19 protein-coding genes are annotated in these 22846 nt (G+C 59.7%); 8 read left to right on the forward strand and 11 right to left on the reverse strand.

The genetic code is table 11. The features are described 5' to 3' along the window. Positions 1-34 precede the first annotated feature (34 nt). Positions 35-325: a DUF3077 domain-containing protein gene (locus K0H48_RS23185; protein ID WP_219269347.1), complete on the reverse strand. Its 291-nt coding sequence runs from the start codon at positions 323-325 to the stop codon at positions 35-37. Between the two features lie 566 nt (positions 326-891). Between K0H48_RS23185 and K0H48_RS23190 the strand changes: the two genes are divergently transcribed. Next, positions 892-1248 carry a hypothetical protein gene (locus K0H48_RS23190; RefSeq protein ID WP_219269348.1) on the forward strand — a complete coding sequence of 119 codons (357 nt, stop codon included), beginning with the start codon at positions 892-894 and terminating at the stop codon, positions 1246-1248. Between the two features lie 109 nt (positions 1249-1357). Next, positions 1358-1846: a GreA/GreB family elongation factor gene (locus K0H48_RS23195; RefSeq protein WP_219269349.1), complete on the forward strand. Its 489-nt coding sequence runs from the start codon at positions 1358-1360 to the stop codon at positions 1844-1846. On the opposite strand, the gene gdhA is transcribed toward K0H48_RS23195, so the two are convergent. Together gdhA and ettA are read right to left on the reverse strand one after the other, a co-directional pair. Then, positions 1843-3180, reverse strand: a complete 1338-nt coding sequence (gdhA, locus tag K0H48_RS23200) for an NADP-specific glutamate dehydrogenase (RefSeq protein WP_219269350.1) — start codon at positions 3178-3180, stop codon at positions 1843-1845. The two genes, K0H48_RS23195 and gdhA, sit on opposite strands and share 4 nt — an antisense overlap. 350 nt (positions 3181-3530) lie before the next feature. Further along, positions 3531-5195: an energy-dependent translational throttle protein EttA gene (gene ettA / locus K0H48_RS23205; protein ID WP_058421529.1), complete on the reverse strand. Its 1665-nt coding sequence runs from the start codon at positions 5193-5195 to the stop codon at positions 3531-3533. A 285-nt stretch (positions 5196-5480) separates the two neighbouring features. On the opposite strand from ettA, the gene K0H48_RS23210 reads away from it, so the two are divergent. Continuing rightward, a complete protein-coding gene (locus K0H48_RS23210; protein ID WP_219269351.1) occupies positions 5481-9332 on the forward strand; it encodes a bifunctional diguanylate cyclase/phosphodiesterase in 3852 nt (1283 codons plus the stop codon). Positions 9333-9562: 230 nt separating this feature from the next. Further along, positions 9563-10816, forward strand: coding sequence for a serine hydroxymethyltransferase (gene glyA / locus K0H48_RS23215; protein WP_053137906.1), 1254 nt, complete (start codon positions 9563-9565; stop codon positions 10814-10816). Positions 10817-11027: 211 nt separating this feature from the next. Here the strand turns inward: glyA and yjiA are convergent, their stop codons facing one another. The 3 genes from yjiA to K0H48_RS23230 all read right to left on the reverse strand — a co-directional run bounded on the left by yjiA (position 11028) and on the right by K0H48_RS23230 (position 14447). Next, entirely contained in the window at positions 11028-12011 is a 984-nt protein-coding gene (gene yjiA / locus K0H48_RS23220) for a GTPase (protein WP_219337598.1), read from the reverse strand. A 156-nt stretch (positions 12012-12167) separates the two neighbouring features. Continuing rightward, positions 12168-12365: a YbdD/YjiX family protein gene (locus tag K0H48_RS23225; protein WP_003176208.1), complete on the reverse strand. Its 198-nt coding sequence runs from the start codon at positions 12363-12365 to the stop codon at positions 12168-12170. 15 nt (positions 12366-12380) lie between these two features. Then, positions 12381-14447: a carbon starvation CstA family protein gene (locus tag K0H48_RS23230; RefSeq protein WP_200431478.1), complete on the reverse strand. Its 2067-nt coding sequence runs from the start codon at positions 14445-14447 to the stop codon at positions 12381-12383. A 173-nt stretch (positions 14448-14620) separates the two neighbouring features. Between K0H48_RS23230 and K0H48_RS23235 the strand changes: the two genes are divergently transcribed. Continuing rightward, positions 14621-14989 (forward strand): PilZ domain-containing protein, encoded by a 369-nt coding sequence (locus K0H48_RS23235; protein WP_219269352.1) that lies wholly within the window; start codon positions 14621-14623, stop codon positions 14987-14989. A 126-nt stretch (positions 14990-15115) separates the two neighbouring features. Here the strand turns inward: K0H48_RS23235 and radA are convergent, their stop codons facing one another. From radA to K0H48_RS23250, 3 genes are read right to left on the reverse strand one after another with little or no spacing between them, the layout of a single operon-like run. Continuing rightward, the gene (gene radA / locus K0H48_RS23240) at positions 15116-16483 is read right to left on the reverse strand and encodes a DNA repair protein RadA (protein ID WP_056858224.1); all 1368 of its coding nucleotides are present in this window, start codon (positions 16481-16483) and stop codon (positions 15116-15118) included. A 35-nt stretch (positions 16484-16518) separates the two neighbouring features. Next, positions 16519-17058, reverse strand: a complete 540-nt coding sequence (locus tag K0H48_RS23245; protein WP_219269353.1) for an ankyrin repeat domain-containing protein — start codon at positions 17056-17058, stop codon at positions 16519-16521. Between the two features lie 55 nt (positions 17059-17113). Continuing rightward, on the reverse strand, positions 17114-18655 hold the full coding sequence (locus K0H48_RS23250; protein ID WP_219269354.1) for a catalase: 1542 nt from the start codon (positions 18653-18655) through the stop codon (positions 17114-17116). A gap of 287 nt (positions 18656-18942) precedes the next feature. Here K0H48_RS23250 and mscL point away from each other — a divergent pair, with 287 nt between their 5' ends. Next, entirely contained in the window at positions 18943-19359 is a 417-nt protein-coding gene (gene mscL, locus K0H48_RS23255) for a large-conductance mechanosensitive channel protein MscL (RefSeq protein ID WP_110621846.1), read from the forward strand. A 45-nt stretch (positions 19360-19404) separates the two neighbouring features. Here mscL and K0H48_RS23260 read toward each other — a convergent pair whose 3' ends face one another. Next, complete coding sequence (locus tag K0H48_RS23260; RefSeq protein ID WP_138813760.1) at positions 19405-20181, reverse strand: ferredoxin--NADP reductase; 777 nt, start codon at positions 20179-20181, stop codon at positions 19405-19407. Positions 20182-20611: 430 nt separating this feature from the next. On the opposite strand from K0H48_RS23260, the gene K0H48_RS23265 reads away from it, so the two are divergent. Beyond that, complete coding sequence (locus K0H48_RS23265) at positions 20612-21322, forward strand: LuxR family transcriptional regulator (RefSeq protein WP_219269355.1); 711 nt, start codon at positions 20612-20614, stop codon at positions 21320-21322. A gap of 167 nt (positions 21323-21489) precedes the next feature. Next, positions 21490-22614, forward strand: a complete 1125-nt coding sequence (locus tag K0H48_RS23270) for a methyltransferase (protein ID WP_219269356.1) — start codon at positions 21490-21492, stop codon at positions 22612-22614. A gap of 55 nt (positions 22615-22669) precedes the next feature. On the opposite strand, the gene K0H48_RS23275 is transcribed toward K0H48_RS23270, so the two are convergent. After that, the gene (locus tag K0H48_RS23275) at positions 22670-22837 is read right to left on the reverse strand and encodes a DUF2474 domain-containing protein (protein ID WP_010206690.1); all 168 of its coding nucleotides are present in this window, start codon (positions 22835-22837) and stop codon (positions 22670-22672) included. Positions 22838-22846: the final 9 nt, after the last annotated feature.

Below are 22846 nucleotides of genomic sequence, written 5' to 3' on the forward strand. Positions count from 1 at the left end.
CAAGCCCGCTCGCCACAACGATAGTGTCAGGCTTTTAGGTTGCGGGCGTCATCGCTTGGGTGAGGTCATCGACGACGGCTTTGCCCATTTCACACAGGTAGTGCGCGGCCCAGGCGTATTGTTCGCCGCGCACGTCCATCGCGGCTTCCATGGCGAGTTTCTTTGAGTAAAAAAGCAGGGTGGAGGCGTGTTCCAGGGCTTCGTCGATCGGCATGCCGGCATTGATGCGGAACAGCGGCTTTTGGTTTTCACCGTAGTCGCCAAAGGTGACGACGCCAAGGGTGGTGATTGAAGACAGGGGTGGATCGGGGACGACTTTAGACATGGTGTTTCTCTTAGGTTAAGTAAGTAGAAACTGCCGCGCCATGTCGCTAAACATGGAGAGGTGGCAGCTGTACGCGGGTTAGCGAACCGGTAACCTAGAAACCCGGTAGACCCGAAGGTCTCCCGCGCACAGCCGCCATAACACGATTAGGCAGGCAAAAATGCCGACCAAAATTGTTGAGGAGGTCGTATCTACGTTTCTCGGGTCGCTAAACCCAATCGCTGTTTTGCAGCGACCCGAGGAGGCTAGACACTCAAATCCTATGACGCAATAGGCCAGCGATTCTCTAGGAAACGTCCTGCAAGTTAAAGGGAATCGTCGTTGATGGCCCTTTAATAGATCGTTAATAGATCGTTCCCACGCTCCGCGTGGGCACGCATCCTGTGACGCTCCGCGTCACGACCTTAAAGCGGACGCAGAGCGTCCAGGGCTGCATTCCCACGCAGAGCGTGGGAACGAGCGCTAAGCCTTTAACTCAACACTTTTCTCACCGCCCTTTCACGCCTCCCCGACAATTCCCTGACTAGACTTCCCCTATCAGCCGTAAAGCGGCCAGGGAGTACGCCATGTGGCGGTCTGCGGTAATGCTGTGTGCGCTAGTGTGGTTGTCGGGTTGCCAGTCCACCCATCAGGATTTAATCGCCAAGGGTTATCCTCCTGCCTTTGCCGATGGCTTTGATGATGGTTGCAGCAGTGGTCGCCAGGCGGCTGGCGTGATCAGTGGGGAGTTTCGCAAGAACGTGCCGCGCTATCTTAAGGACCGTGAATACGCCGAAGGCTGGGAAGATGGCTTTCGCCAGTGCAAGGCCATGCGTGAGAACGAAGAGTTGCGCGACTACAAGGACAATCACTGGGATGACCGTGAACGCGCCTGGCAGCAGGAGAAGGATCGCGACGCGGCCCGCGCCTATCGCCCGCAATAGGTCGCTTTTCTGAAAAGCGGACGCAGAGCGTCCAGGGCTGCATGCCCACGCAGAGCGCGGGAACGATCACGCGGCGACCATGGCCCAACCTCCATAGAGGGAGAACACCATGAGCCGAGCTTTTGTAAATGAAGACAACGCCGCCGCCCAGGCCGATCAGCCGGTGGAGCGCCTGGTGAGCGAACAGCCCAACCGTCTCACCGCGCAAGGGTTGGCGCAGTTGCAAGCCAAGGTTGCGCAGTTGCAGCAGGAATACAGCTACGAATCCGCCAAAGATGATAAACAACGTCTGGCGGACCTCGAGCGGGATTTGCGCTACTTCAACCAGCGCGTGCAAAGCGCCCAAGTGGTAGCACCGGCCACCTCCACCGATAAGGTACAGATCGGCAGTTGGGTGACCTTTGCCAACGAGCAGGACGAGCAGCAGCGCATTCAACTGGTCGGTGAAGACCAGGCCGATGCCAATGCCCACCTGATCAACTGGGGCTCACCGTTGGGCCGCGCATTGCTGGGCGCCCAAGTGGGCGACGAGGTGCTGTGGAAGCGCCCCGTCGGCGATCAGTTGATCGAGGTGCTGCGTGTGGAGCCCGAGGTTTAGACGATGCCTTGGGCGAGCATGGCATCGGCGACTTTCACAAAGCCCGCGATATTCGCGCCCTTCACGTAATTGACCCGGCCGTTTTCTTCGCCGTAGTGCACGCAGGCGTGGTGGATCGACTGCATGATCGCGTGCAGCTTGCTGTCGACTTCACCCGCGGTCCACAACAGGCGCATGGCGTTCTGCGACATTTCCAGGCCACTCACGGCCACGCCACCGGCGTTGGAGGCTTTGCCCGGCGCAAACAGAATGCCCGCCTCGATGAAGATATCCACAGCCTCCAAGGTGGTCGGCATGTTGGCGCCTTCGGCCACACAAATGCAGCCGTTGCGCAGCAGCGTGCGGGCGGCTTCGGCATCGAGTTCGTTCTGAGTGGCGCAGGGCAAGGCGATGTCGCAAGCCAACTCCCAAGGGGTTTTGCCTTTGCGGAACTCCAGGCCAAAACGCTCGGCCAATTCACTGATGCGCCCACGCTGTACGTTTTTCAGCTCCAGCAGCGCCGACCATTGCGCCTCGGTCAAACCGCTTTCGGCGTACAAGGTGCCTTCGGAGTCGGAGAGGGAAACCACCTTGCCGCCCAGGTCCATGACTTTGCGCGCGGCGTATTGTGCGACGTTGCCCGAGCCGGAGACCGCCACGCGTTTGCCCTCAACCCGCTGGCCGTTGCGCTTGAGCATTTCTTCCGCGAAGTACACACAGCCAAAGCCGGTGGCTTCAGGGCGGATCAGGCTGCCGCCGTAGGTCATGCCTTTGCCGGTCAGCACCGAGGTGAACTGGTTGCTCAGGCGCTTGTACTGGCCAAACAAAAAGCCGATTTCACGCGCACCCACGCCGATATCGCCAGCCGGCACGTCCACGTCGGCGCCGATGTGGCGGTACAGTTCACTCATGAATGCCTGGCAGAAGCGCATCACTTCGGCGTCGCTCTTGCCCTTGGGGTCGAAGTCCGAGCCGCCTTTGCCGCCGCCCATGGGCAGCGAGGTCAGGGAGTTTTTGAAGGTTTGTTCGAAGGCGAGGAATTTGAGCACGCCCAGGTTCACCGACGGGTGAAAGCGCAGGCCGCCTTTATAGGGGCCGATGGCGCTGTTCATCTGGATGCGAAACCCGCGATTGACCTGAACCTTGCCGTGATCATCCACCCACGACACCCGGAAGGTGATCGCGCGTTCCGGCTCGCAGATGCGCTCCAGAATGCCCGAGCTCAGGTAGTGAGGGTTGGCTTCAAGAAACGGCCACAGGCTGCGCAGGACTTCTTCTACGGCCTGGTGGAATTCCGGCTGGTCGGGGTCGCGTTTCTTGAGGCGCGAAAGGAAGGATTCGACAGATTCGATCATGGAGAAGTCTCGGCAAATTGATTGTTTTTAAATGAGATTGAGCCGGACCTTAGCAACTCATGTTGCACCTGAAAAGCGCAGAATGTCGCCTTTGTGAATTTAAATGGTGCATTGGATATAAATTAATGGGCTTTTTTGCACCACAAGAGGGTTTTCAACTCAGAGCATGCACCAACAGTTCAACCGTCTTCGCGAGCAAGCCCGCTCCCACATTTGATCGGGTTGTCACATTGAAATGCGGTCGAATGTGGGAGCGGGCTTGCTCGCGAATGAATCCACCTCGGTCTCATTGAAAAAACGCGCACAAAAAAACGGAGCCCGAAGGCTCCGCTCTTTCAAACCAACCCGAATCAGGCCAGTTTTTTGTGCCGTACACGGTGCGGCTGGGCAGCAGCATCGCCCAAACGCTTCTTACGGTCCGCTTCGTACTCGGTGTAGTTACCTTCGAAGAACACCGCTTGGGAGTCATCTTCGTAGGCCAGGATGTGCGTCGCCACACGGTCCAGGAACCACCGATCGTGAGAGATCACAATGGCGGCGCCCGGGAAGTCCAACAGGGCTTCTTCCAGGGAACGCAGGGTTTCAACGTCGAGGTCGTTGGACGGTTCGTCGAGCAGCAACACGTTGCCGCCTTCTTTCAAGGTGAGGGCCAGGTGCAAGCGACCGCGCTCACCACCGGACAGGTCCTTGACGAACTTCTGCTGGTCGCCGCCCTTGAAGTTGAAACGGCCAACGTAGGTGCGCGACGGGATTTCATAGTTGCCGATGCGGATCTGGTCAGAACCTTCGGAGACTTGCTGGAATACCGTTTTGCTGCCGTCGAGGTCTTCACGGCTCTGGTCCACACAAGCCAGTTGCACAGTTTCACCGATTTCGATGCTGCCCGAATCCGGGGTTTCCTTGCCCATCAGCATGCGGAACAGTGTGGATTTACCCGCACCGTTACCGCCGATAACGCCGACGATCGCGCCTTTTGGCATGGAGAACGACAGGTTGTCGATCAACACACGGTCGCCATAGCCTTTGCAGACGTTCTTGAATTCGATGACCTTGTCACCCAGGCGCGGGCCGGCCGGGATGTAGATCTCGTTGGTTTCGCTGCGCTTCTGGAATTCCTGCGACTGCATTTCTTCAAAGCGTTGCAGACGTGCCTTGGATTTGGACTGGCGGGCCTTGGCGCCTTTGCGCACCCACTCCAGTTCTTCCTTCATGGCTTTTTCATGGGCCGATTGCTGCTTGGATTCGGCGGCCAGACGGTCGGACTTGGCTTCCAGCCAACCGGAGTAGTTGCCCTCGTAAGGGATACCGGCGCCACGGTCGAGCTCGAGGATCCAGCCGGCGACGTTGTCGAGGAAGTAGCGGTCGTGCGTGATCGCTACCACGGTGCCCGGGAAATCGTGCAGGAAGTGCTCCAGCCAGGCGACGGAATCGGCGTCCAAGTGGTTGGTCGGTTCGTCGAGCAGCAGCATGTCGGGAGCCGACAGCAGCAGGCGGCACAGGGCCACACGGCGTTTTTCACCGCCGGAGAGGAATTCGACCTTGGCGTCCCACGCCGGCAGGCGCAGCGCGTCGGCGGCGACTTCCAGCTGGCGCTCCAGGTTGTGGCCATCGCCAGCCTGCAGGATGGCTTCGAGCTTGGCCTGTTCGGCGGCCAGTTTGTCGAAGTCGGCATCTTCATCGGCGTAGGCGGCGTAGACCTCGTCCAGGCGGGCCTGGGCGTTCTTGATCACGGCCACCGCTTCTTCGACCACTTCACGCACGGTCTTGGTCGGGTCCAGGATCGGCTCTTGGGGCAGGTAGCCGATGTTCAGTTCGGGCATCGGGCGGGCTTCTCCTTCAAACTCGGTGTCGACGCCGGCCATGATTTTCAGCAGCGTGGACTTACCCGAACCGTTGAGGCCGAGCACGCCGATCTTGGCGCCGGGGAAGAAGGACAGCGAAATGTTTTTCAGGATTTCCCGCTTCGGCGGAACAACTTTTCCCAGCCGATGCATGGTGAAGACGTATTGAGCCATGGTGAACCTAGCGTCAGTGACTGATGAATTAAGCGGGCGAAGCCCGTGCCAGGCCATGCGCCGCGCGGGCCGTTGACTATCATCAATGCCTGCGAGCGGAAAAAGCCTGAATGTCTGGGGCTGGAACGCCCCCGCGTAACCGGCAAAGCTACCTGAATGCGCTTGGGCAGTCCAGCCAGGCGGGGCTGGCACTTTGCCACAAGGCAAGGCATGCTAGCCGCCCTCCGGGCGTCCGGCTTATAGTGCACGTCGCGCGCCAGTCCAGCCAAACCGCAGGATCACAGCTTGTCCAAAGTCACGCCGCCTACGCCCTTGCGCGCCGCTCATATAGCGCCGGGCGCGCCCCTGCACGGCACTTTTAAAGGCGCGTTGGCGATGCTGGTGCTGGTGCTGCTGGCGTTGTTGTTCTGGCAACTGCTGGACCAACTGCAGCAAAACCAGAAAAACCAGCAGCAATACACCATCGACTACAGCGCCGACCTGGCTGAACAAATCAGCCTGAATATGGCCCTGAGCGCGAAAATCGCCCTGAACCTGCTGCCGATGGTCGAGCCGCCGCGCAACGACGAACAGCAACAAGCCTTGATGCGCACCTTGCAACGTTCGCTGCCGGAGCTGCGCAGTTTTGCCCTGCTCGCCCCCAGTGGCGCGCTGATCAGTGACAGCGCCAAAGACAGCCAGGATCGCGCCTGGCTCGAAGAATTGGTGCAGCGCAGCCACTCGCAACCTTATTACTTGAGCAACAACGCCGACGGCACCTTGATCTATCTGTTGCTGCAGCAGCCCAGTGGCGGCTCGAAAATGTACTGGGCCTTGCGCCTGGCGCCCAACTACCTGAGCAACCTCACCCGCCAGGACGGCCAGGGCCAGCGGCCGATGTGGGCCATCGAGAACCGCCTGAACCACCGTGTGGTCAGCCGTGACAATGGCATGCCGGCACAATGGGCCACGGCGTTGACGCCGGATGAATTGAACAAAAGCGTACTGGTCACGCCCTTGAGTAAAAGCGACTGGCAATTGCGCGGGCTGTTCGACCGCAGCGCAGTGCTGGAACAACTGCTGCCGGCGTTTATCGGCAAATGCCTGCTGGGCCTGGCGTTCTCGCTGATCCCGCTGATCGTTTTGCTGAACATGCGCCGCCGCCAGCGCCAGGTGCATGAGGGCCGCCGACGTTATCAGGATATTTTCGAAGGCACTGGCGTGGCCCTGTGCGTGTTGGACCTGTCGGGGCTCAAGGCGTTTTTTGACAAAACCCACATGCAGACCCGCGAGCAACTAAAGGCCTGGTTGCACAACAACGCCGCAGAACGCCAGCAACTGCTTAAGGAATTGCGCATTACCGAAGTCAACCAGGTGGCCGTGCGCCTGTTGAATGTCGGCTCATGCGAGGAAGCCTGGGAACGCCTGATCGATGATTGCCCACGCAACGCCACCGCTATCGGCTATCAAGTGCTTGAGGCGGTGCTGACCCAGCAAAAACAGCTGGAGCTGGAAATCCAGCTCAATGACGTCGCCGGCAACGATCAGTACCTATGGCTGGTGATGCGCCTGCCGGAGCAGCAGGACGACTTCAAGGCCGTGATCCTCAGCATCAGCGATATCACCAGCCGCAAGCTGATCGAGCTGTCGCTGGTGGAGCGCGAGAGTTTCTGGTCGGACGTGGTGCGCACCGTGCCTGATCACCTGTATGTGCAGGACGTGATCAGCCAGCGCATGATCTTCAGCAACCACCATTTGGGCCATACCCTCGGCTACAACAAGGCCGAACTGCAGCAAATGGGCGAGTACTTCTGGGAAATCCTGCTGCACCCCGAGGATGCCGAGTATTACCACGACTTGCGCCAGCAACAGCGCGAAGTCGGCTACACCACCCAGCTGCAATGCCAGCTGCGCTTTCGTCATCGCAATAACCAGTGGCGGCGCTTTGATATCCGCGAGCAGGCCCTCGCGCGGGACAAAACCGCGGTGGTCACGCGGATCATCGGCGTGGCCAAGGACATTACCGACCAGATCGAAGCCAGCGAATCCCTGCGCGACAGCGAACAGCGCTACCGCATGCTGGCCGAAAGCATCAGCGACGTGATCTGCTCCACCGACAGCCAGTTGGCCCTCAACTACATCAGCCCTTCGGTGAATACCGTACTGGGTTATGACGTGGACTGGGTGTTCAAGAACGGCTGGCAGTCGATCATCGCCAACCCGCAACAACTGACCGGCATTTACAGCCTGATGGAACAGGTCAGCCGTGCGCTGGGCGATCCCGTAGCGTTGAACACGCTGCGTGATGACGTACAAACCCAGATGTTCCTGTTCGACTGCCTGCGCGCCGATGGCCGCAAGGTGCCGATCGAGCTGCGCCTGGTGCTGGTGTGGGACGAGCACGGCGCGTTTGAAGGCATCCTCGGTGTGGGCCGTGATATCAGCCAGCAACGCCGCGCCGAAAAAGACCTGCGCATGGCCGCCACGGTATTCGAGCACTCCACCTCTGCGATCCTCATTACCGACCCTGCGGGCTATATCGTACAGGCCAACGAGGCGTTCAGCCGGGTCAGCGGCTATGCCGTGGCGGATGTACTCGACCAGTTGCCGAACATGCTCACCGTCGACGAACAGCAGGAAGCCCACCTGCGTTACGTGCTCAAGCAGCTGCACCAGCACAGCACCTGGGAAGGCGAAGTGTGGCTCAAGCGGCGCAATGGCGAGCATTACCCGGCCTGGGTCGGCATTACTGCCGTGTTCGATGATGAAGGCGACCTGGCCAGCTACGTGTGTTTCTTCAGCGATATCAGCGAGCGCAAGGCCAGCGAACAGCGCATCCACCGCCTGGCGTATTACGACGCCCTGACTCACCTGCCCAACCGCACGCTGTTCCAGGACCGCCTGCACACCGCGTTGCAGTCGGCCGAACGGCAGAAGTCGTGGGTGGTGCTGATGTTCCTCGACCTCGACCGCTTCAAGCCGATCAACGATTCCCTGGGCCACGCCGCCGGCGACCGCATGCTCAAGGAAATGGCCACCCGCCTGCTGGGCTGCGTGGCCGAAGACGACACCGTGGCACGCATGGGCGGCGACGAGTTCACCTTGCTGCTGCAACCACGGGTGAGCCGCGAGATGGCGCTGAACCGCGCAATTACCGTGGCCGAGCAGATCCTGGCAAGCCTGGTGAAGCCATTTGTGCTGGAGGGCCGCGAGTTCTTTGTGACCGCCAGTATCGGCATCGCCCTGAGCCCGCAGGACGGCAACGAGCTGAGCCAGCTGATGAAAAACGCCGACACGGCGATGTACCACGCCAAGGAGCGCGGCAAGAATAACTTCCAGTTCTATCAAGCCGATATGAACGCCAGCGCCCTGGAGCGTCTGGAGCTGGAAAGCGACCTGCGCCATGCCTTGGACCAGAACGAATTCGTGTTGTATTACCAACCGCAGTTCAGCGGCGACGGCAAGCGCCTGACCGGCGCCGAAGCCTTGCTGCGCTGGCGGCACCCACGTCGCGGGCTGGTGCCGCCGGGGGATTTCATTCCGGTGCTGGAAGAGTTGGGGCTGGTGGTGGACGTGGGCGACTGGGTGATCGCGGAAGCCTGTCGCCAGCTCAAGACATGGCACCAGAACAAGGTGCGCGTGCCGAAAGTCTCGGTGAACATCTCGGCGCGCCAATTCTCCGATGGGCAATTGGGCGAGCGCATCGCGACCATTCTCAAGGACACCGGCCTGCCGCCGGCGTGCCTGGAGCTGGAGCTGACCGAAAGTATCCTGATGCGTGAAGTCAACGAAGCCATGCAGATCCTCGCCAGCCTGAAAAACCTGGGCCTGAGCATTGCGGTGGACGACTTCGGCACCGGTTATTCGTCGCTCAACTACCTCAAGCAATTCCCCATCGACGTGTTGAAGATCGACCGCACCTTTGTCGACGGCCTGCCGTCTGGCGAGCAGGACGCGCAGATTGCCCGGGCGATTATCGCCATGGCCCACAGCCTTAACCTGGCGGTGATCGCCGAAGGCGTGGAAACCCATGAGCAGCTGGATTTCCTGCGTGAGCATGGTTGCGACGAGGTGCAGGGGTATCTGTTTGGGCGGCCGATGCCGGCGAATCGGTTTGAGGCGCAGTTCAGTAACGACGCGCTGTTCATGTTCGACTGAAGCCCAGTGGTGGGGCTGATGGCCTCATCGCGAGCAAGCCCGCTCCCACATTTTGAATTGTAAATACCTTCAAGTGTGGGAGCTGGCTTGCCTGCGATAGGGCCTGTACAGGCACCGCCCATCCCTGGATGAGCCCCACTTGTCCGCGACATGATGTCCTTTCATATGCCATCTAAAACCCATTGGGTTAGAATGCCCTCCTTTTCTGCCCCCGATCCTTGAGGACCGCCATGTTCAGCCGTGATTTGACTATTGCCAAGTACGACGCCGATCTCTTCGCCGCCATGGAGCAAGAAGCCGTGCGCCAGGAAGAGCACATTGAGCTGATCGCTTCGGAAAACTACACCAGCCCTGCGGTGATGGAGGCTCAAGGTTCGGTTCTGACCAACAAGTACGCCGAAGGCTACCCAGGCAAGCGCTACTATGGTGGTTGCGAGTACGTCGACGTGGTTGAGCAACTGGCTATCGACCGTGCCAAGGAACTGTTCGGCGCCGATTACGCCAACGTCCAGCCACACGCCGGCTCCCAAGCCAACAGCGCCGTGTACCTGGCCCTGCTGCAAGGCGGCGACACCATCCTGGGCATGAGCCTGGCCCACGGCGGTCACCTGACCCACGGCGCCAGCGTTTCCTCCTCCGGCAAGTTGTACAACGCCGTTCAGTACGGTATCGATGCCAATGGCCTGATCGACTACGACGAAGTCGAGCGCCTGGCCGTTGAGCACAAGCCAAAAATGATCGTGGCCGGTTTCTCTGCCTACTCGCAGATCCTGGATTTCCCACGCTTCCGCGCAATCGCCGACAAGGTTGGCGCTTACCTGTTCGTGGACATGGCTCACGTAGCCGGTCTGGTCGCCGCTGGCGTCTACCCGAACCCGGTGCCATTCGCTGACGTCGTGACCACGACTACCCACAAGACCCTGCGCGGTCCACGTGGCGGCCTGATCCTGGCGCGAGCCAACGCCGAGATCGAGAAGAAGCTCAACTCCGCGGTATTCCCAGGCGCCCAGGGCGGCCCGCTGGAGCACGTCATCGCTGCCAAAGCGATCTGCTTCAAAGAAGCCCTGCAGCCTGAGTTCAAGACTTACCAGCAACAAGTGGTGAAGAACGCCCAGACCATGGCCAGCGTGTTTATCGAGCGCGGCTTTGACGTGGTGTCCGGCGGTACTGAAAACCACCTGTTCCTGCTGTCGCTGATCAAGCAGGACATTTCCGGTAAAGATGCTGACGCCGCGCTGGGCAAAGCCTTCATCACCGTGAACAAAAACTCCGTGCCGAACGACCCACGTTCGCCGTTCGTCACCTCCGGCCTGCGCTTCGGCACCCCGGCTGTGACCACTCGTGGCTTTAAAGAAGCAGAGTGCAAAGAGCTGGCCGGCTGGATCTGCGACATCCTGGCAGACCTGAACAACGAAGCCGTGATCGACGCGGTACGTGAGAAGGTCAAGGCCATCTGCAAAAAGCTGCCGGTGTACGGCGCTTGATTGCAGTTGCGTGACTGAAAAGCCCGGCTCTTGAGCCGGGCTTTTTTATGCCCGACCGATCGTTCCCACGCTCCGCGTGGGAATGCAGCCCAGGACGCTCCGCGTCCCAAAGCGTGACGCAGAGCGTCACAAGAGGCGTTCCCACGCAGAGCGTGGGAACGATCAATGTGGGAGCTGGCTTGCCTGCTCCCACATAGGATTGCATTGCAAGTCAGGGTTGGTAGACCCGGGCAAAGCCTTCGCGGATTTTGTCCTCGGGCAACTCATCAGCAATAAACACAATCACACTTTCGCGCGCCTCGCCCTCGGCCCATTCGGTGTCCCAATCGAAACCGTAAAGCTTGAGCACGCCCTGGAACACCATGCGCCGGTCTTCCCCGGCAATATTCAGCACGCCTTTGTAGCGCAGCAGTTGTTTGCCGTGGTCTTCCAGCAGTTCGTTCATAAACTCGCTGAGCCGGTCGATATCCAGCGGCTGGTCGGTGCGCAGCACCAGGCTGGAAATGCGGTCGATGGACGGCGCGGCACTGACCGGGCGCAGGCTCATGCCCGCATTGAGGTTGAAGCCGCGCACGTCGAGCAGCTCGGCCAGGTCGATGGCGCCATGGTCGACCACCCGAATCGGCGCACGGCGGTTGATGCGGGTCAGGCGCTGGCTGAGGGCGTCGAAAGTCGCTTCGTCCACCAGATCGCGCTTACTCACCAGCAGGCGGTCGGCAAAACCGATCTGGGCCTGGGCGATGGTCTGGGTCAGGTGATGTTCGGCGTGGGCCGCGTCCACCAAGGTGATGATGCCGTCGAGAATGTAGCGCTCGCGCAGTTCCTCGTCGATAAAAAAGGTCTGGGCCACGGGCGCAGGGTCGGCCAGGCCGGTGCACTCGATCACCAGGCGGTCGAAGGCGATTTCGCCGCTGTCCAGGCGCTCGAGCAGCAGGTACAGGGCTTTGGTCAGGTCGGTGTGGATGGTGCAGCACACGCAGCCGTTGGACAGGGTCATGACTTGCACCGGTTCGGCGCCCAACAGTTGGGTGTCGATGCCGGCGTCACTGAATTCGTTTTCGATCACGGCGATTTTAAGGCCATGCTCGGCTTTGAGCAGGTGGCGCAGCAAGGTGGTTTTGCCGGCCCCGAGGAAGCCGCTGAGGATGGTGACGGGGATGGGAGAGGACAAAAAATTCTCCTTGAAGAAACACATAAACAAATATGGGAGCAGACCCATGTGGGAGCCGGGCTTGCCCGCGATGCAGGCACCGCGGTGTATCAGCTACACCGCAGTGATGCTATCGCAGGCAAGCCAGCTCCCACACAAGCCCGCTCCCACACGGGATCACTGCAAGCCTAACTTATCGGGTCAGCAGCACTTAGGCCCACCCTTGCCACCGTAACGGGCTTCCTGGCGTTCCCGGAAGAACGCCTTGTAGTCCATCATCGGTTTGTCCGGGTGTTTGGTTTGCATATGCTCGACGTAGGTGTCGTAGTCGGGCATGCCGACCATCAGGCGCGCGGCCTGACCGAGGTATTTACCGAGGCGACTGATGTCATTGAACATGGTTGCAATCCTCGTTTACGCGTCCGGTACAGCCTGGAACGGGGCTTCTTTGTCCGTGCGTTCTTTGTTACCCCAGGCGGCAACGCCGACCTTGAGCGCATAGAACAGGATGCTGAAGACCACGAACAGGAACAGCGCCGTCAGCGTTGCGTTGGTGTAGGCGTTCCAGATCACGTGTTGCATCTGGTCGATGTTCTTGGCCGGCGCGAGGATCTGGCCGTTGGCCAGTGCATCGCTGTACTTCTTGGCCAGCGACAGGAAGCCGATCGCCGGGTTAGCGTCGAACAGCTTGATGAAGCCTGCGGTCACGGTGCAGATCAGCAGCCACACAGCTGGCAGCATGGTCACCCAAATGTAGCGCTGGCGCTTCATTTTGATCAGCACAACGGTGGCGAGCATCAGTGCGATACCGGCGAGCATCTGGTTGGAGATACCGAACAGCGGCCACAAGGTGTTGATCCCGCCCAGTGGGTCGATCACGCCTTGGTACAGCAAGTAACCCCACATCGCCACGCAACCTGCGGTAGCAATCAGGTTGGCGGTCCAGGACTCGGTACGCTTGAGCGACGGCACGAAGGAGCCGAGCAGATCCTGGAGCATGAAGCGTCCGGCACGGGTGCCGGCGTCGACTGCGGTCAGGATGAACAGTGCTTCGAACAGGATCGCAAAGTGGTACCAGAACGCCATGGTGTTTTCACCCGGCAGCACACTGTGCAGGATCTGCGCGATACCGACCGCCAGGGTCGGCGCACCGCCGGCACGCGCCAGGATGGTGGTTTCGCCGATGTCATGGGCTACCGCCGTCAAGGCTTCCGGAGTAATAGCAAAACCCCAGCTGCTGACGGTTTGCGCCACCGTCACCACGTCCGCGCCGACCACCGCAGCCGGGCTGTTCATGGCGAAGTACACGCCGGGCTCGATCACCGAAGCGGCAACCATGGCCATGATCGCCACAAACGACTCCATCAGCATGGCGCCGTAACCGATGTAGCGCGAGTTGACTTCGTTATCCAGCAGCTTGGGCGTGGTGCCCGAAGAGATCAGCGCGTGGAAACCCGACACCGCGCCACAGGCAATGGTGATGAACAGGAACGGGAACAGACCACCCTTCCACACCGGGCCGGTACCGTCGATGAATTGGGTGAGGGCCGGCATTTTCAGCTCTGGCATGGTGACCAGAATGCCGATCGCCAGGGCAATGATGGTGCCGATTTTCAAGAACGTGGAAAGGTAGTCACGCGGTGCGAGGATCAGCCACACCGGCAGTACCGCAGCGACGAAACCATAGCCCACCAGCATCCAGGTGATCTGGATCCCGGTAAACGAGAAGGCCTTGGCCCACACCGGGTCAGCGGCGATTTGCCCGCCCAGCCAGATAGAACCCAGCAGCAACAGCACACCGATGACCGAGATTTCGCCAATGCGGCCCGGGCGGATGTAGCGCATGTACACGCCCATGAACATCGCAATCGGGATGGTCGCCATCACCGTGAAGATGCCCCACGGGCTCTCGGCCAAGGCCTTGACCACGATCAGCGCCAGCACCGCAAGGATGATGATCATGATCAGGAAGCAGCCGAACAGCGCGATGGTCCCTGGAATGCGGCCCATCTCTTCGCGAACCATGTCCCCCAGGGAGCGGCCATTGCGACGAGTGGACAGGAACAGCACCATGAAGTCCTGCACCGCACCGGCCAGCACCACACCGGCTATCAGCCAGAGCGTGCCGGGCAGGTAGCCCATTTGCGCCGCCAGTACCGGGCCGACCAACGGGCCTGCACCGGCAATCGCCGCAAAGTGGTGACCAAAAAGGATGTGTTTGTTGGTCGGCACGTAGTCCAGACCGTCATTGTTGAGCACTGCGGGGGTGGCCCGCCGTGGGTCGAGCTGCATCACATGGTTAGCGATGAACAGACTGTAGTAACGGTACGCAACCAGGTAGATGGCCACAGCAGCAACCACAATCCACAAGGCGTTGATCGCCTCGCCGCGGCGCAAGGCCACTACGCCCAGGGCGCACGCTCCTACAATTGCCAGCACCAGCCAGGGTAGGTGGCGTAGCAGGCTATTATTATTTTTCATTTTTATATTCCAGCCAGGGTGGACAGAAAGACAGCCAGCCCGAGTTTAGCGCTGTTGGCCTTAAAGGCCACCCCCCTACGTTGGTCTAGAGCCTTGCGACAGCAAAAAAAGCAGAAATAAAGGCCCAGTGATGGCGCGGGGCTACAATCCCCTTATCTCCAGAGGGTTTGACCATGAGCGAACACCCGTCAGATCGCCGCCGTTTCCGGCGTATTGCCTTTGATGCGCGAACGACCATTGCGCAAGACAGTTGGAATTCGCCGGTGCAATTGGTGGATCTGTCGCTCAAAGGTTTGTTGGTGCAGCGACCTGATGATTGGCAGGGCAGTCGAGCCCAGCTATTCGATGTGGATATCCGTCTGGATCCGCAGGCGCATATAAAGATGCGAGTAAGGCTGGCCCACGATGATCATGGGCAGTTGGGTTTTGTGTGTGAGTACATTGATCTGGAATCGATCAGCCATTTGCGGCGGCTGATAGAGCTGAACCTCGGGGATGAGGAAGAGCTGCACCGTGAGTTAGCCGCACTGCTGGAAATCTAACAGCCAACACTGACGAAATGTGGGAGCTGGCTTGCCTGCGATAGATTCACCTCGGTCTTCCTGAAAGACCGCGGTGCCTGCATCGCAGGCAAGCCAGCTCCCACATTGGTTTTGCAGTGTTATTGATTACTCGAACAGTGCATCCAGGGCCTGTTCCAGCCGTGTGACGCCAATAATCTTGATTCCCGGCGGCGATTCCTTCGGCATATTGCCCTTGGGCACGATCGCACGCTTGAAGCCGTGCTTGGCCGCTTCCTTCAAACGCTCCTGGCCGCTCGGCACCGGACGCACCTCGCCCGACAGGCCGACCTCACCAAACACCAGCAAGTCATGGGGCAACGGTTTATTGCGCAGGCTGGACATCACCGCCGCCATCAGCGCCAGGTCGGAGGCGGTTTCCAGCACCTTGACCCCGCCGACCACGTTGAGGAACACGTCCTGGTCGTGGGTAGGAATGCCGCCGTGACGGTGCAGCACCGCCAGCAGCATTGCCAATCGGTTCTGATCCAGACCGAGCGTGACCCGGCGTGGGTTGGCCAAGTGGCTGTCATCCACCAGTGCCTGCACTTCGACCAGCATCGGGCGGGTGCCTTCCCACGTGGCCATCACCACACTGCCGGGGACTTCTTCCTGGGCGCGGGTCAGAAAAATCGCCGATGGGTTGGAGACTTCTTTCAGCCCCCGGTCAGTCATGGCGAACACGCCCAACTCGTTGACCGCACCAAAGCGGTTCTTCACCGCCCGCAGCAAACGCAGGCGGCCATCGGATTCGCCTTCAAAATACAGCACGGTGTCGACCATATGCTCCAGCACGCGCGGCCCGGCCAGCGCGCCTTCCTTGGTCACGTGGCCGACCAGGAAAATCGCCGTGCCGCTCTGCTTGGCATAGCGCACCAACAGCGCCGCACTTTCACGCACCTGGGACACGCCGCCGGGTGCCGATTGCAGCTGCTCGGTGAAAATCGTCTGGATCGAGTCGATCACCATGACCTTGGGCTTTTCGATGCGGGCCGTGGCGATGATGCTTTCGATGCAGGTTTCAGTCATGACCCGCAGTTGATCCTGGGGCAAGCCCAGGCGGCGGGCGCGCATGGCCACTTGTTGCTGGGATTCTTCACCGGTGACGTAGAGTGCCGGCATGCGGCTGGCGATGCTGCACAGGGTTTGCAGGAGGATGGTCGATTTACCAATGCCGGGGTCGCCGCCGATCAGCACCACCGAGCCGTCCACCAGCCCGCCGCCCAGTACGCGGTCCAGCTCGCCGGACGCGGTGGAGAAACGCGGAATTTCTTCGACGCTGACTTCGGCCAACGTCTTGATCTGCGCCTGCTGCCCAGTCCAGCCGGCACGGCCGGTGGGGGCAGCAGCGCCGCCGCTTTCGATCATGGTTTCCGTCAGGGTGTTCCATGCACCGCACTCGGTGCATTGGCCGGCCCACTTGGGAAAGGTCGCGCCGCACTCTGTGCAGCCGTACATGCGCTTGGCCTTTGCCATTTGAGAACCTCCAACCGAAAAACCGCGATGATAGCTCAGCGCGGCGCCGGGGTCCGGATTTCACCACTGGCCAAACGTGAAGCGCTGTTGCCGATCGGGTCTTCGGCGTTAAGGTCGGCGCCTTTGGCCTTTAGCTCGTCCAGCAACTCAACTCGCTTGAACAGCCCGGCGTACATGGCGGCAGTCTGCCCGGCGCCGTTGCGTTGGTCGGGGTTGCAGTCAGTGGCGAGCAGGCGCTGGGCAATTTTCAACTCGCCTTTGAAGATCGCGCCCATGAGGGCTGTGTTACCGCGTTTGTCTTGCACGCAGGCGTCGGCGCCGGCGTTGAGCAGGCGCTCCACGAACGGTGCCTGGCCGTGGTAGGCGGCGAGGATCAGCGCGGTGTAACCCTTGTCATCCTGGGTATTGAGGCTGTAACCGGATTCGATGAAGGTGTTGAGCATGTCGATATCGCCACGGCGGGCGGCGTCGAAATAGTAGTCCTGCAATTGGGCCTTGAGCGCGACCGGGTCGGGTGACTCGGCATGGGCGACAAAGGCCAGCATGGCCATCAGTAAACCGATAGAAATTCGCATAGGTTTTCTCCAGCTCGGGTCGACGCCCATCAGCGGGCGCCGACCGTCACCAACGTCAGTCAGTCAGTTTTTCTGCCAGCGCCTTGACGCGCGCCAGGTCGCCTTTGGCCACCTTGGTCACGCCAGTGCCGTACTCAGGGTCAGCCTTATAGAGGAACGAGAGGATGATGTGCTTGCTCTCGTCATCGGTAGTGGCCAGGGAGCCGCCGAAGTTTTCGATCAAGTCCTGACGCTCTTTCTTGCTATAGGAGCGGTACAGGTCACCAGCCTGCTTGAAGTTCTGCTCGCGCTGGATCTTCGCCTGCTGGGTGCTGCCCGACAGCGCCGACTGGCTGTAACGCGCGGCTTGCGGCTCTTCACGCGGCAACAGGCGGCTTGGCTGGTAATTCACGCCCGTGGTGGTCTTGCCGGTGTTCATTGCGCCATCCTGGTTACCGTTGTTGACGGTGACACGGGGTGCGTTGATCGGCAGTTGCAGGGCGTTCGGCCCCAGGCGGTACATCTGCGTGTCCGCGTAGGAGAACACCCGGCCTTGCAGCAAGCGGTCTTCCGACGGCTCGATGCCCGGCACCAGGTTGGCCGGGGCCATGGCCACTTGCTCGGTTTCCTGGAAGACGTTTGCCGGGTTGCGATTCAACACCATTTGCCCGACTTTGCGCTCGGGTATGTTCGGCCAGATCTTAGTGGCGTCCAGCGGATCGAAATCAAACTTGGCCAAGTCCTCAGGTTTTAATACCTGGACATACAAGTCCCACTTGGGGAAGTCCCCTTTATTGATATGGGTAACCAAGTCATTGGTCATATGGCTGTAGTCACGCCCCTGCACTTCGGTCACTTGCTTGGGGTCAAGGTTCTTGATGCCCTGCAGGCTCTTCCAGTGGAACTTGACGTAGTGCACTTCACCCTTGGCGTTAATCAACTTGTAGGCATGTACGCCGTTACCGTCCATTTCGCGATAACTGGCCGGCGTGCCGGAGTCGGAATACAACTCGGTGAGGGTGCGGGTGGACTCTGGCACATGGGAGAAGAAGTCAAAACGCCGCGAGTCGTCGTCGAGGTTAGTGCGCGGGTCCGGTTTGAACGCATGGACCATGTCCGGAAACTTGATGGCGTCGCGGATGAAGAACGTCGGGAAGTTATTGCCCACCAGGTCCCAGTTACCTTCGCTGGTGTAGAACTTGGTGGCGAAACCGCGTGGGTCACGCAGGGTTTCCGGGGAATGGTTGCCGTGCACCACTGCCGAGAAGCGCACGAACACCGGGGTGGCTTCACCGGCCGCGAAGACTTTGGCTTTGGTCAGGTCGCTGAGGTTATCGGTGACGGTAAAGGTGCCGTGGGCGCCGGTGCCACGGGCGTGAACTACGCGCTCCGGGATGCGTTCGCGGTCAAAGCGCTGCAACTTCTGAATCAACTGCACGTCTTGCAGCAGTACCGGGCCATTGGCTCCGGCGGTTTGCGAGTTCTGGTTGTCACCCACGGCGGCGCCGTTATCGCGGGTCAGGTTGGCGGCTTGTACAGAAAGGGATAGCAGGCTGGCAGTGACCAATCCCAGTGCGTATCGCGCTGAAACAGGCCTGCGGCTCATTGACGTGTTCATCGGGGTTTCCTCTGGCTTTTTTAGTGCACATTCAGTTGTGCTTGCCAGAGGCTAGTGACCTGCGAGCCAGAAGATAAATAGAAAAACACCACCGGGCTGATTAAGAAAAAAGTCTGGTAAGCCCCTGAAGTAGCGCGTATTTCGCGCGCGATTGGTGGCACTTTGCAAACTATTTGCGATTTAATGGGTCGATAAAAATTGACAGTGTTAACGGTTGTGTCGAGCAAGCGGGCTACGACTGACTTACACTGACCTCCACCCTTCTCATCTGTAACAAGGAATAACCTATGGGCGTGATCAGTGAGTTCAAGGCCTTCGCGGTCAAAGGTAATGTGGTCGATATGGCCGTCGGTATCATCATCGGCGCCGCCTTCGGCAAAATCGTTTCCTCCTTTGTAGGCGACGTGGTGATGCCACCGATCGGTCTGTTGATCGGTGGTGTGGACTTCGCTGACCTGGCGATAACCCTCAAGGCCGCGCAGGGTGATGTGCCCGCCGTGGTCCTGGCTTATGGCAAGTTCATCCAGAGCGTGATCGACTTCGTGATCGTCGCCTTCGCCATCTTCATGGGCGTGAAAGCCATCAACCGCCTGAAGCGCGAAGAAGCTGTGGCGCCAAGCCTGCCTCCGACGCCGACCAAGGAAGAGGTGCTGCTGGGCGAGATCCGTGATCTGCTCAAAGCACAAAACGACAAGCCGCTTTAACCCGTGTTTGCTTGGAGAAGGCGCCTGTTTAAGGCGCCTTTTTTATTACCAGTAATTTTCCACCGCCACTTGCCCAGGGCGCCGGCTGAGGCTCAGTTGCAGATCGCGCTGCTTGAGCAACTGGCGTGTGTCATCGACCATCTGCGGGTTGCCACAGATCAGCACGCGGGAGTGCTCCGGCGTCAGTTCTACGCCGGCAGCGCGCTCCAGCTCGCCATTCTCGATCAGCGTGGTGATGCGCCCGTTCAGCGCTCCTGGGTGCTGCTCACGGGTGACGATGGGAATGTAGGTGAGTTTGTGCGCGTACTCGGCCAGGTATTCGCGCTCGCCCAGCGTGTTGATCAGCGACTGATACGCCAGCTCCTTGGCCTCACGGGCGCTGTAGACCAACACGATGCGCTCGAATTTTTCCCAAACCTCGAAGTCCTGCAGCATCGACAGAAACGGCGCCACCCCGGTGCCGGTGCCCAGCAGCCACAGATCACGCCCGTCTACGAAGCGGTTCAAGGTCAGATAGCCTGTGGCCTGACGCTCCACCATCAAGGTATCGCCCACCTTCAGGCGGCTTAGTTCACTGGTGAACTCGCCACCCGGAACCACGATAGAGAAAAAATCCAGGTGTTCGTCAAACGGCGAGGACACGATGGAGTAGGCACGCCACACCGTGCTGCCGTCCGCCTTGGTCACGCCGAGGCGCACAAACTGGCCGGCGGTAAACCGAAAGCCCGGGTCTCGGGTGGTGCGCAGGGTAAACAGGCTGGGCGTCAGCGATTGCACCTCGAGCAGGGTCTGGCGGGTAAATTTCTCAGCACTGGCCGTCATGGGGGGCTCCGTTGAACAGGTGCCCTAGTGTCCCTCAAAGCCGCTGCGGGAAACACCGCTGGTTTGTACTGACATTGCCAATGCCAGCAAACGCTACGGGTTACACCAGAAGTGGTCGGATCGAACCTATCCAGTTCCAACTAATCATTTAGCTATTTCCAACCTTTCAACCGGCCATTACATGTCGCAGTGCAACTAAACAAATGCCAATTTAACATCACTGCTAACACATTGAACCTATTGAACTTATCCGAGCTACAGACGTATATGTACAAACGATGACTCGCTGTACAAGCATTAAACAAACAAAATACAGGCATTCGGTAAAATTTTTTCACATTACGATTTGTAGGCTTTGTCCTACACTGATTTCCGTACACCGCTGGGAGATAGGACGTGCCCAGGCAATAACACCCATGGAGAGTTACCAATGGTCAACTGGCGTAATACACGACTCCCCAAACTGGAAGGTGAGAATAAGATCACCACTATTTATGAGATGGTCGTCAATCACACCTATGAGCTCGGGTTCCAATACTGCTCATTCACGATGAGCTCACAACAACCAGCCACTCAAGCAAAACCTATTCACTTCAACAACTACCCAAACGAATGGAACAACGTTTACAAACAAGCGCATTTCTTTGACATTGATCCGGTGGTCGCCCACTGCAAAACCAGCGTGATGCCCATCGTGTGGGACGAAAAAACCTTCAGCGACGCACCCCACCTCTGGTCGTTGGCCCAGTCGTTTGGTGTGCACTTTGGATGGACCCAAGCGGTGCACGACTTTCAAGGCGTGTTCAGCATGCTGACCCTGGGCAGAAGCAACGGTGAAGTCAGCCCGCAAGAGCTTTACGAGAAAGCCGGCCAGGTCCTCTGGCTTTGCCATGTGATGCACGCTGCGGTGGCACAAAAATATGCCGAAAAACCGAGCGGCGCGGCGCCTTGCAAATTGACCCCACGAGAAACAGAAATCCTCAGGTGGTCGGCCCTGGGCAAAACGGCGTCGGACATCGCCACGATCCTGTGCCTGTCGGAGCGTACGGTGGGCTTTCATATCAGCAGTTGCTTGAGAAAACTGGGGGTCAATAACAAGATTGCCGCTGTGCTCAGTGCCTCCAAAGCCGGTCTGTTTTAACCGCTGAAGAAACACAGCATGTAATCCCATCGAAAAAAAAGTAACATTTACGGCCAATTCTGAGTGTTGATACGGCGCCCTGGTGCCGCTTCGTTGTTCACTCAGATGGTTGCGCCGGTTGCCCATGCCCGCTGCCGCCCCATCGATGACCCAGAGCTCCCCCCGCCATGCCCCTGCTTGACAGCCCCTTTGCCCAGCTCGACCTGATTCGCCAGCCAGAGCAACACAATGACCCGTTGCAGGCCTTTGATGCCGCCGACGAGTACCTGCTCAGCTACTTGGCCGAGCAGCAGCCAGGCGCTGCAACCCGTGTGCTGGTGCTCAACGACAGCTTCGGCGCCTTGGCGGCCAGCCTGGAAGGCCAGGTACAGGTCACGTCCAGCGGCGATTCGTTCCTGGCGGCCCAGGGCCTGGAAAAAAACCTGATGCGCAACGGCAAGACCTTTGATGCGGTGGCTTTCGTGCCAGCCAGCCAGGTGCCGGCCGGGCCGTTCGACCGCGTGCTGATCCGCGTACCAAAGACCCTGGCCCTGCTGGAAGAACAGTTGATTCGCCTGCAAGGCCAACTGGCGCCCGGCGCCCAGGTGATTGCCGGGGCGATGGTCAAGCACCTGCCACGGGCGGCGGGCGAGTTGCTGGAGCGCTATATCGGCCCGATGCACGCCTCCCTCGCGGTCAAAAAGGCCCGGTTGCTGATCGCCACGGTGGAAGCCCGCCCGGCCGCCGTCTCGCCCTACCCTACCCGCTACACCCTGGACGCACCGGCTATCGAGCTGTTGAACCACGCCAACGTGTTCTGCCGCGAAGGCCTCGACATCGGCACCCGCGCCTTCCTCCCGCACCTGCCAACCAATCTCGGCAGCGCGCGCGTGGCGGACCTGGGCTGCGGCAACGGCGTGCTGGCGATTGCCAGTGCCCTGCAAAACCCCGACGCGCAGTACACCCTGGTGGATGAGTCCTACATGGCCGTGCAGTCGGCGGCCGAGAACTGGCAGGCCGCCTTGGGTGCGCGCGAGGTCATCGTACGCGCCGCCGATGGCCTGGCCGGCCAGGAAGCGCAATCCTTGGACGTGGTGCTGTGCAACCCGCCGTTCCACCAGCAGCAGGTGGTCGGCGACTTCCTGGCCTGGCGCATGTTCCAGCAGGCGCGCGAAGCGCTGGTAGTGGGCGGTGCGCTGTATATCGTCGGCAACCGCCACCTGGGTTATCACAGCAAATTGGCGCGTTTGTTCCGTGGCGTTGAACAAGTCGCCGCCACGCCGAAGTTCGTCATCCTCAAAGCCCGCAAATAAAAAAGCCCTCGAGGCGAGGGCTTGAAAACCGGGCTGCAAAGCCCGGATCGGGATGTCAGTGAGTGGTCAGGCCGGCCGCATTCATGAACATGCGCATCAGGCTGGCCACGACGAACAGGGCCAGCACGCTGCCGGTCCAGATCATCGCCAGCCACCCCAGGCGCCGCCATAACGGCTGTTTCTCGGCCTGTTCAATCTCGTGTAACGAAGGTTTGCCGGACATACAACGACC

The sequence above is a fragment of the Pseudomonas sp. Xaverov 259 genome (genome assembly GCF_019352915.1).
Taxonomy (GTDB): Bacteria; Pseudomonadota; Gammaproteobacteria; order Pseudomonadales; family Pseudomonadaceae; genus Aquipseudomonas.

What these genes read in the sequence shown, in the direction of transcription:
- K0H48_RS23185 (WP_219269347.1), bottom strand. Translation starts at nt 325, where the DNA reads ATGTCTAAAGTCGTCCCCGATCCACCCCTGTCTTCAATCACCACCCTT.
- K0H48_RS23190 (WP_219269348.1), top strand. Translation starts at nt 892, where the DNA reads ATGTGGCGGTCTGCGGTAATGCTGTGTGCGCTAGTGTGGTTGTCGGGT.
- K0H48_RS23195 (WP_219269349.1), top strand. Translation starts at nt 1,358, where the DNA reads ATGAGCCGAGCTTTTGTAAATGAAGACAACGCCGCCGCCCAGGCCGAT.
- gdhA (WP_219269350.1), bottom strand. Translation starts at nt 3,180, where the DNA reads ATGATCGAATCTGTCGAATCCTTCCTTTCGCGCCTCAAGAAACGCGAC.
- ettA (WP_058421529.1), bottom strand. Translation starts at nt 5,195, where the DNA reads ATGGCTCAATACGTCTTCACCATGCATCGGCTGGGAAAAGTTGTTCCG.
- glyA (WP_053137906.1), top strand. Translation starts at nt 9,563, where the DNA reads ATGTTCAGCCGTGATTTGACTATTGCCAAGTACGACGCCGATCTCTTC.
- yjiA (WP_219337598.1), bottom strand. Translation starts at nt 12,011, where the DNA reads ATGTGTTTCTTCAAGGAGAATTTTTTGTCCTCTCCCATCCCCGTCACC.
- K0H48_RS23225 (WP_003176208.1), bottom strand. Translation starts at nt 12,365, where the DNA reads ATGTTCAATGACATCAGTCGCCTCGGTAAATACCTCGGTCAGGCCGCG.
- K0H48_RS23230 (WP_200431478.1), bottom strand. Translation starts at nt 14,447, where the DNA reads ATGAAAAATAATAATAGCCTGCTACGCCACCTACCCTGGCTGGTGCTG.
- K0H48_RS23235 (WP_219269352.1), top strand. Translation starts at nt 14,621, where the DNA reads ATGAGCGAACACCCGTCAGATCGCCGCCGTTTCCGGCGTATTGCCTTT.
- radA (WP_056858224.1), bottom strand. Translation starts at nt 16,483, where the DNA reads ATGGCAAAGGCCAAGCGCATGTACGGCTGCACAGAGTGCGGCGCGACC.
- K0H48_RS23245 (WP_219269353.1), bottom strand. Translation starts at nt 17,058, where the DNA reads ATGCGAATTTCTATCGGTTTACTGATGGCCATGCTGGCCTTTGTCGCC.
- K0H48_RS23250 (WP_219269354.1), bottom strand. Translation starts at nt 18,655, where the DNA reads ATGAACACGTCAATGAGCCGCAGGCCTGTTTCAGCGCGATACGCACTG.
- mscL (WP_110621846.1), top strand. Translation starts at nt 18,943, where the DNA reads ATGGGCGTGATCAGTGAGTTCAAGGCCTTCGCGGTCAAAGGTAATGTG.
- K0H48_RS23260 (WP_138813760.1), bottom strand. Translation starts at nt 20,181, where the DNA reads ATGACGGCCAGTGCTGAGAAATTTACCCGCCAGACCCTGCTCGAGGTG.
- K0H48_RS23265 (WP_219269355.1), top strand. Translation starts at nt 20,612, where the DNA reads ATGGTCAACTGGCGTAATACACGACTCCCCAAACTGGAAGGTGAGAAT.
- K0H48_RS23270 (WP_219269356.1), top strand. Translation starts at nt 21,490, where the DNA reads ATGCCCCTGCTTGACAGCCCCTTTGCCCAGCTCGACCTGATTCGCCAG.
- K0H48_RS23275 (WP_010206690.1), bottom strand. Translation starts at nt 22,837, where the DNA reads ATGTCCGGCAAACCTTCGTTACACGAGATTGAACAGGCCGAGAAACAG.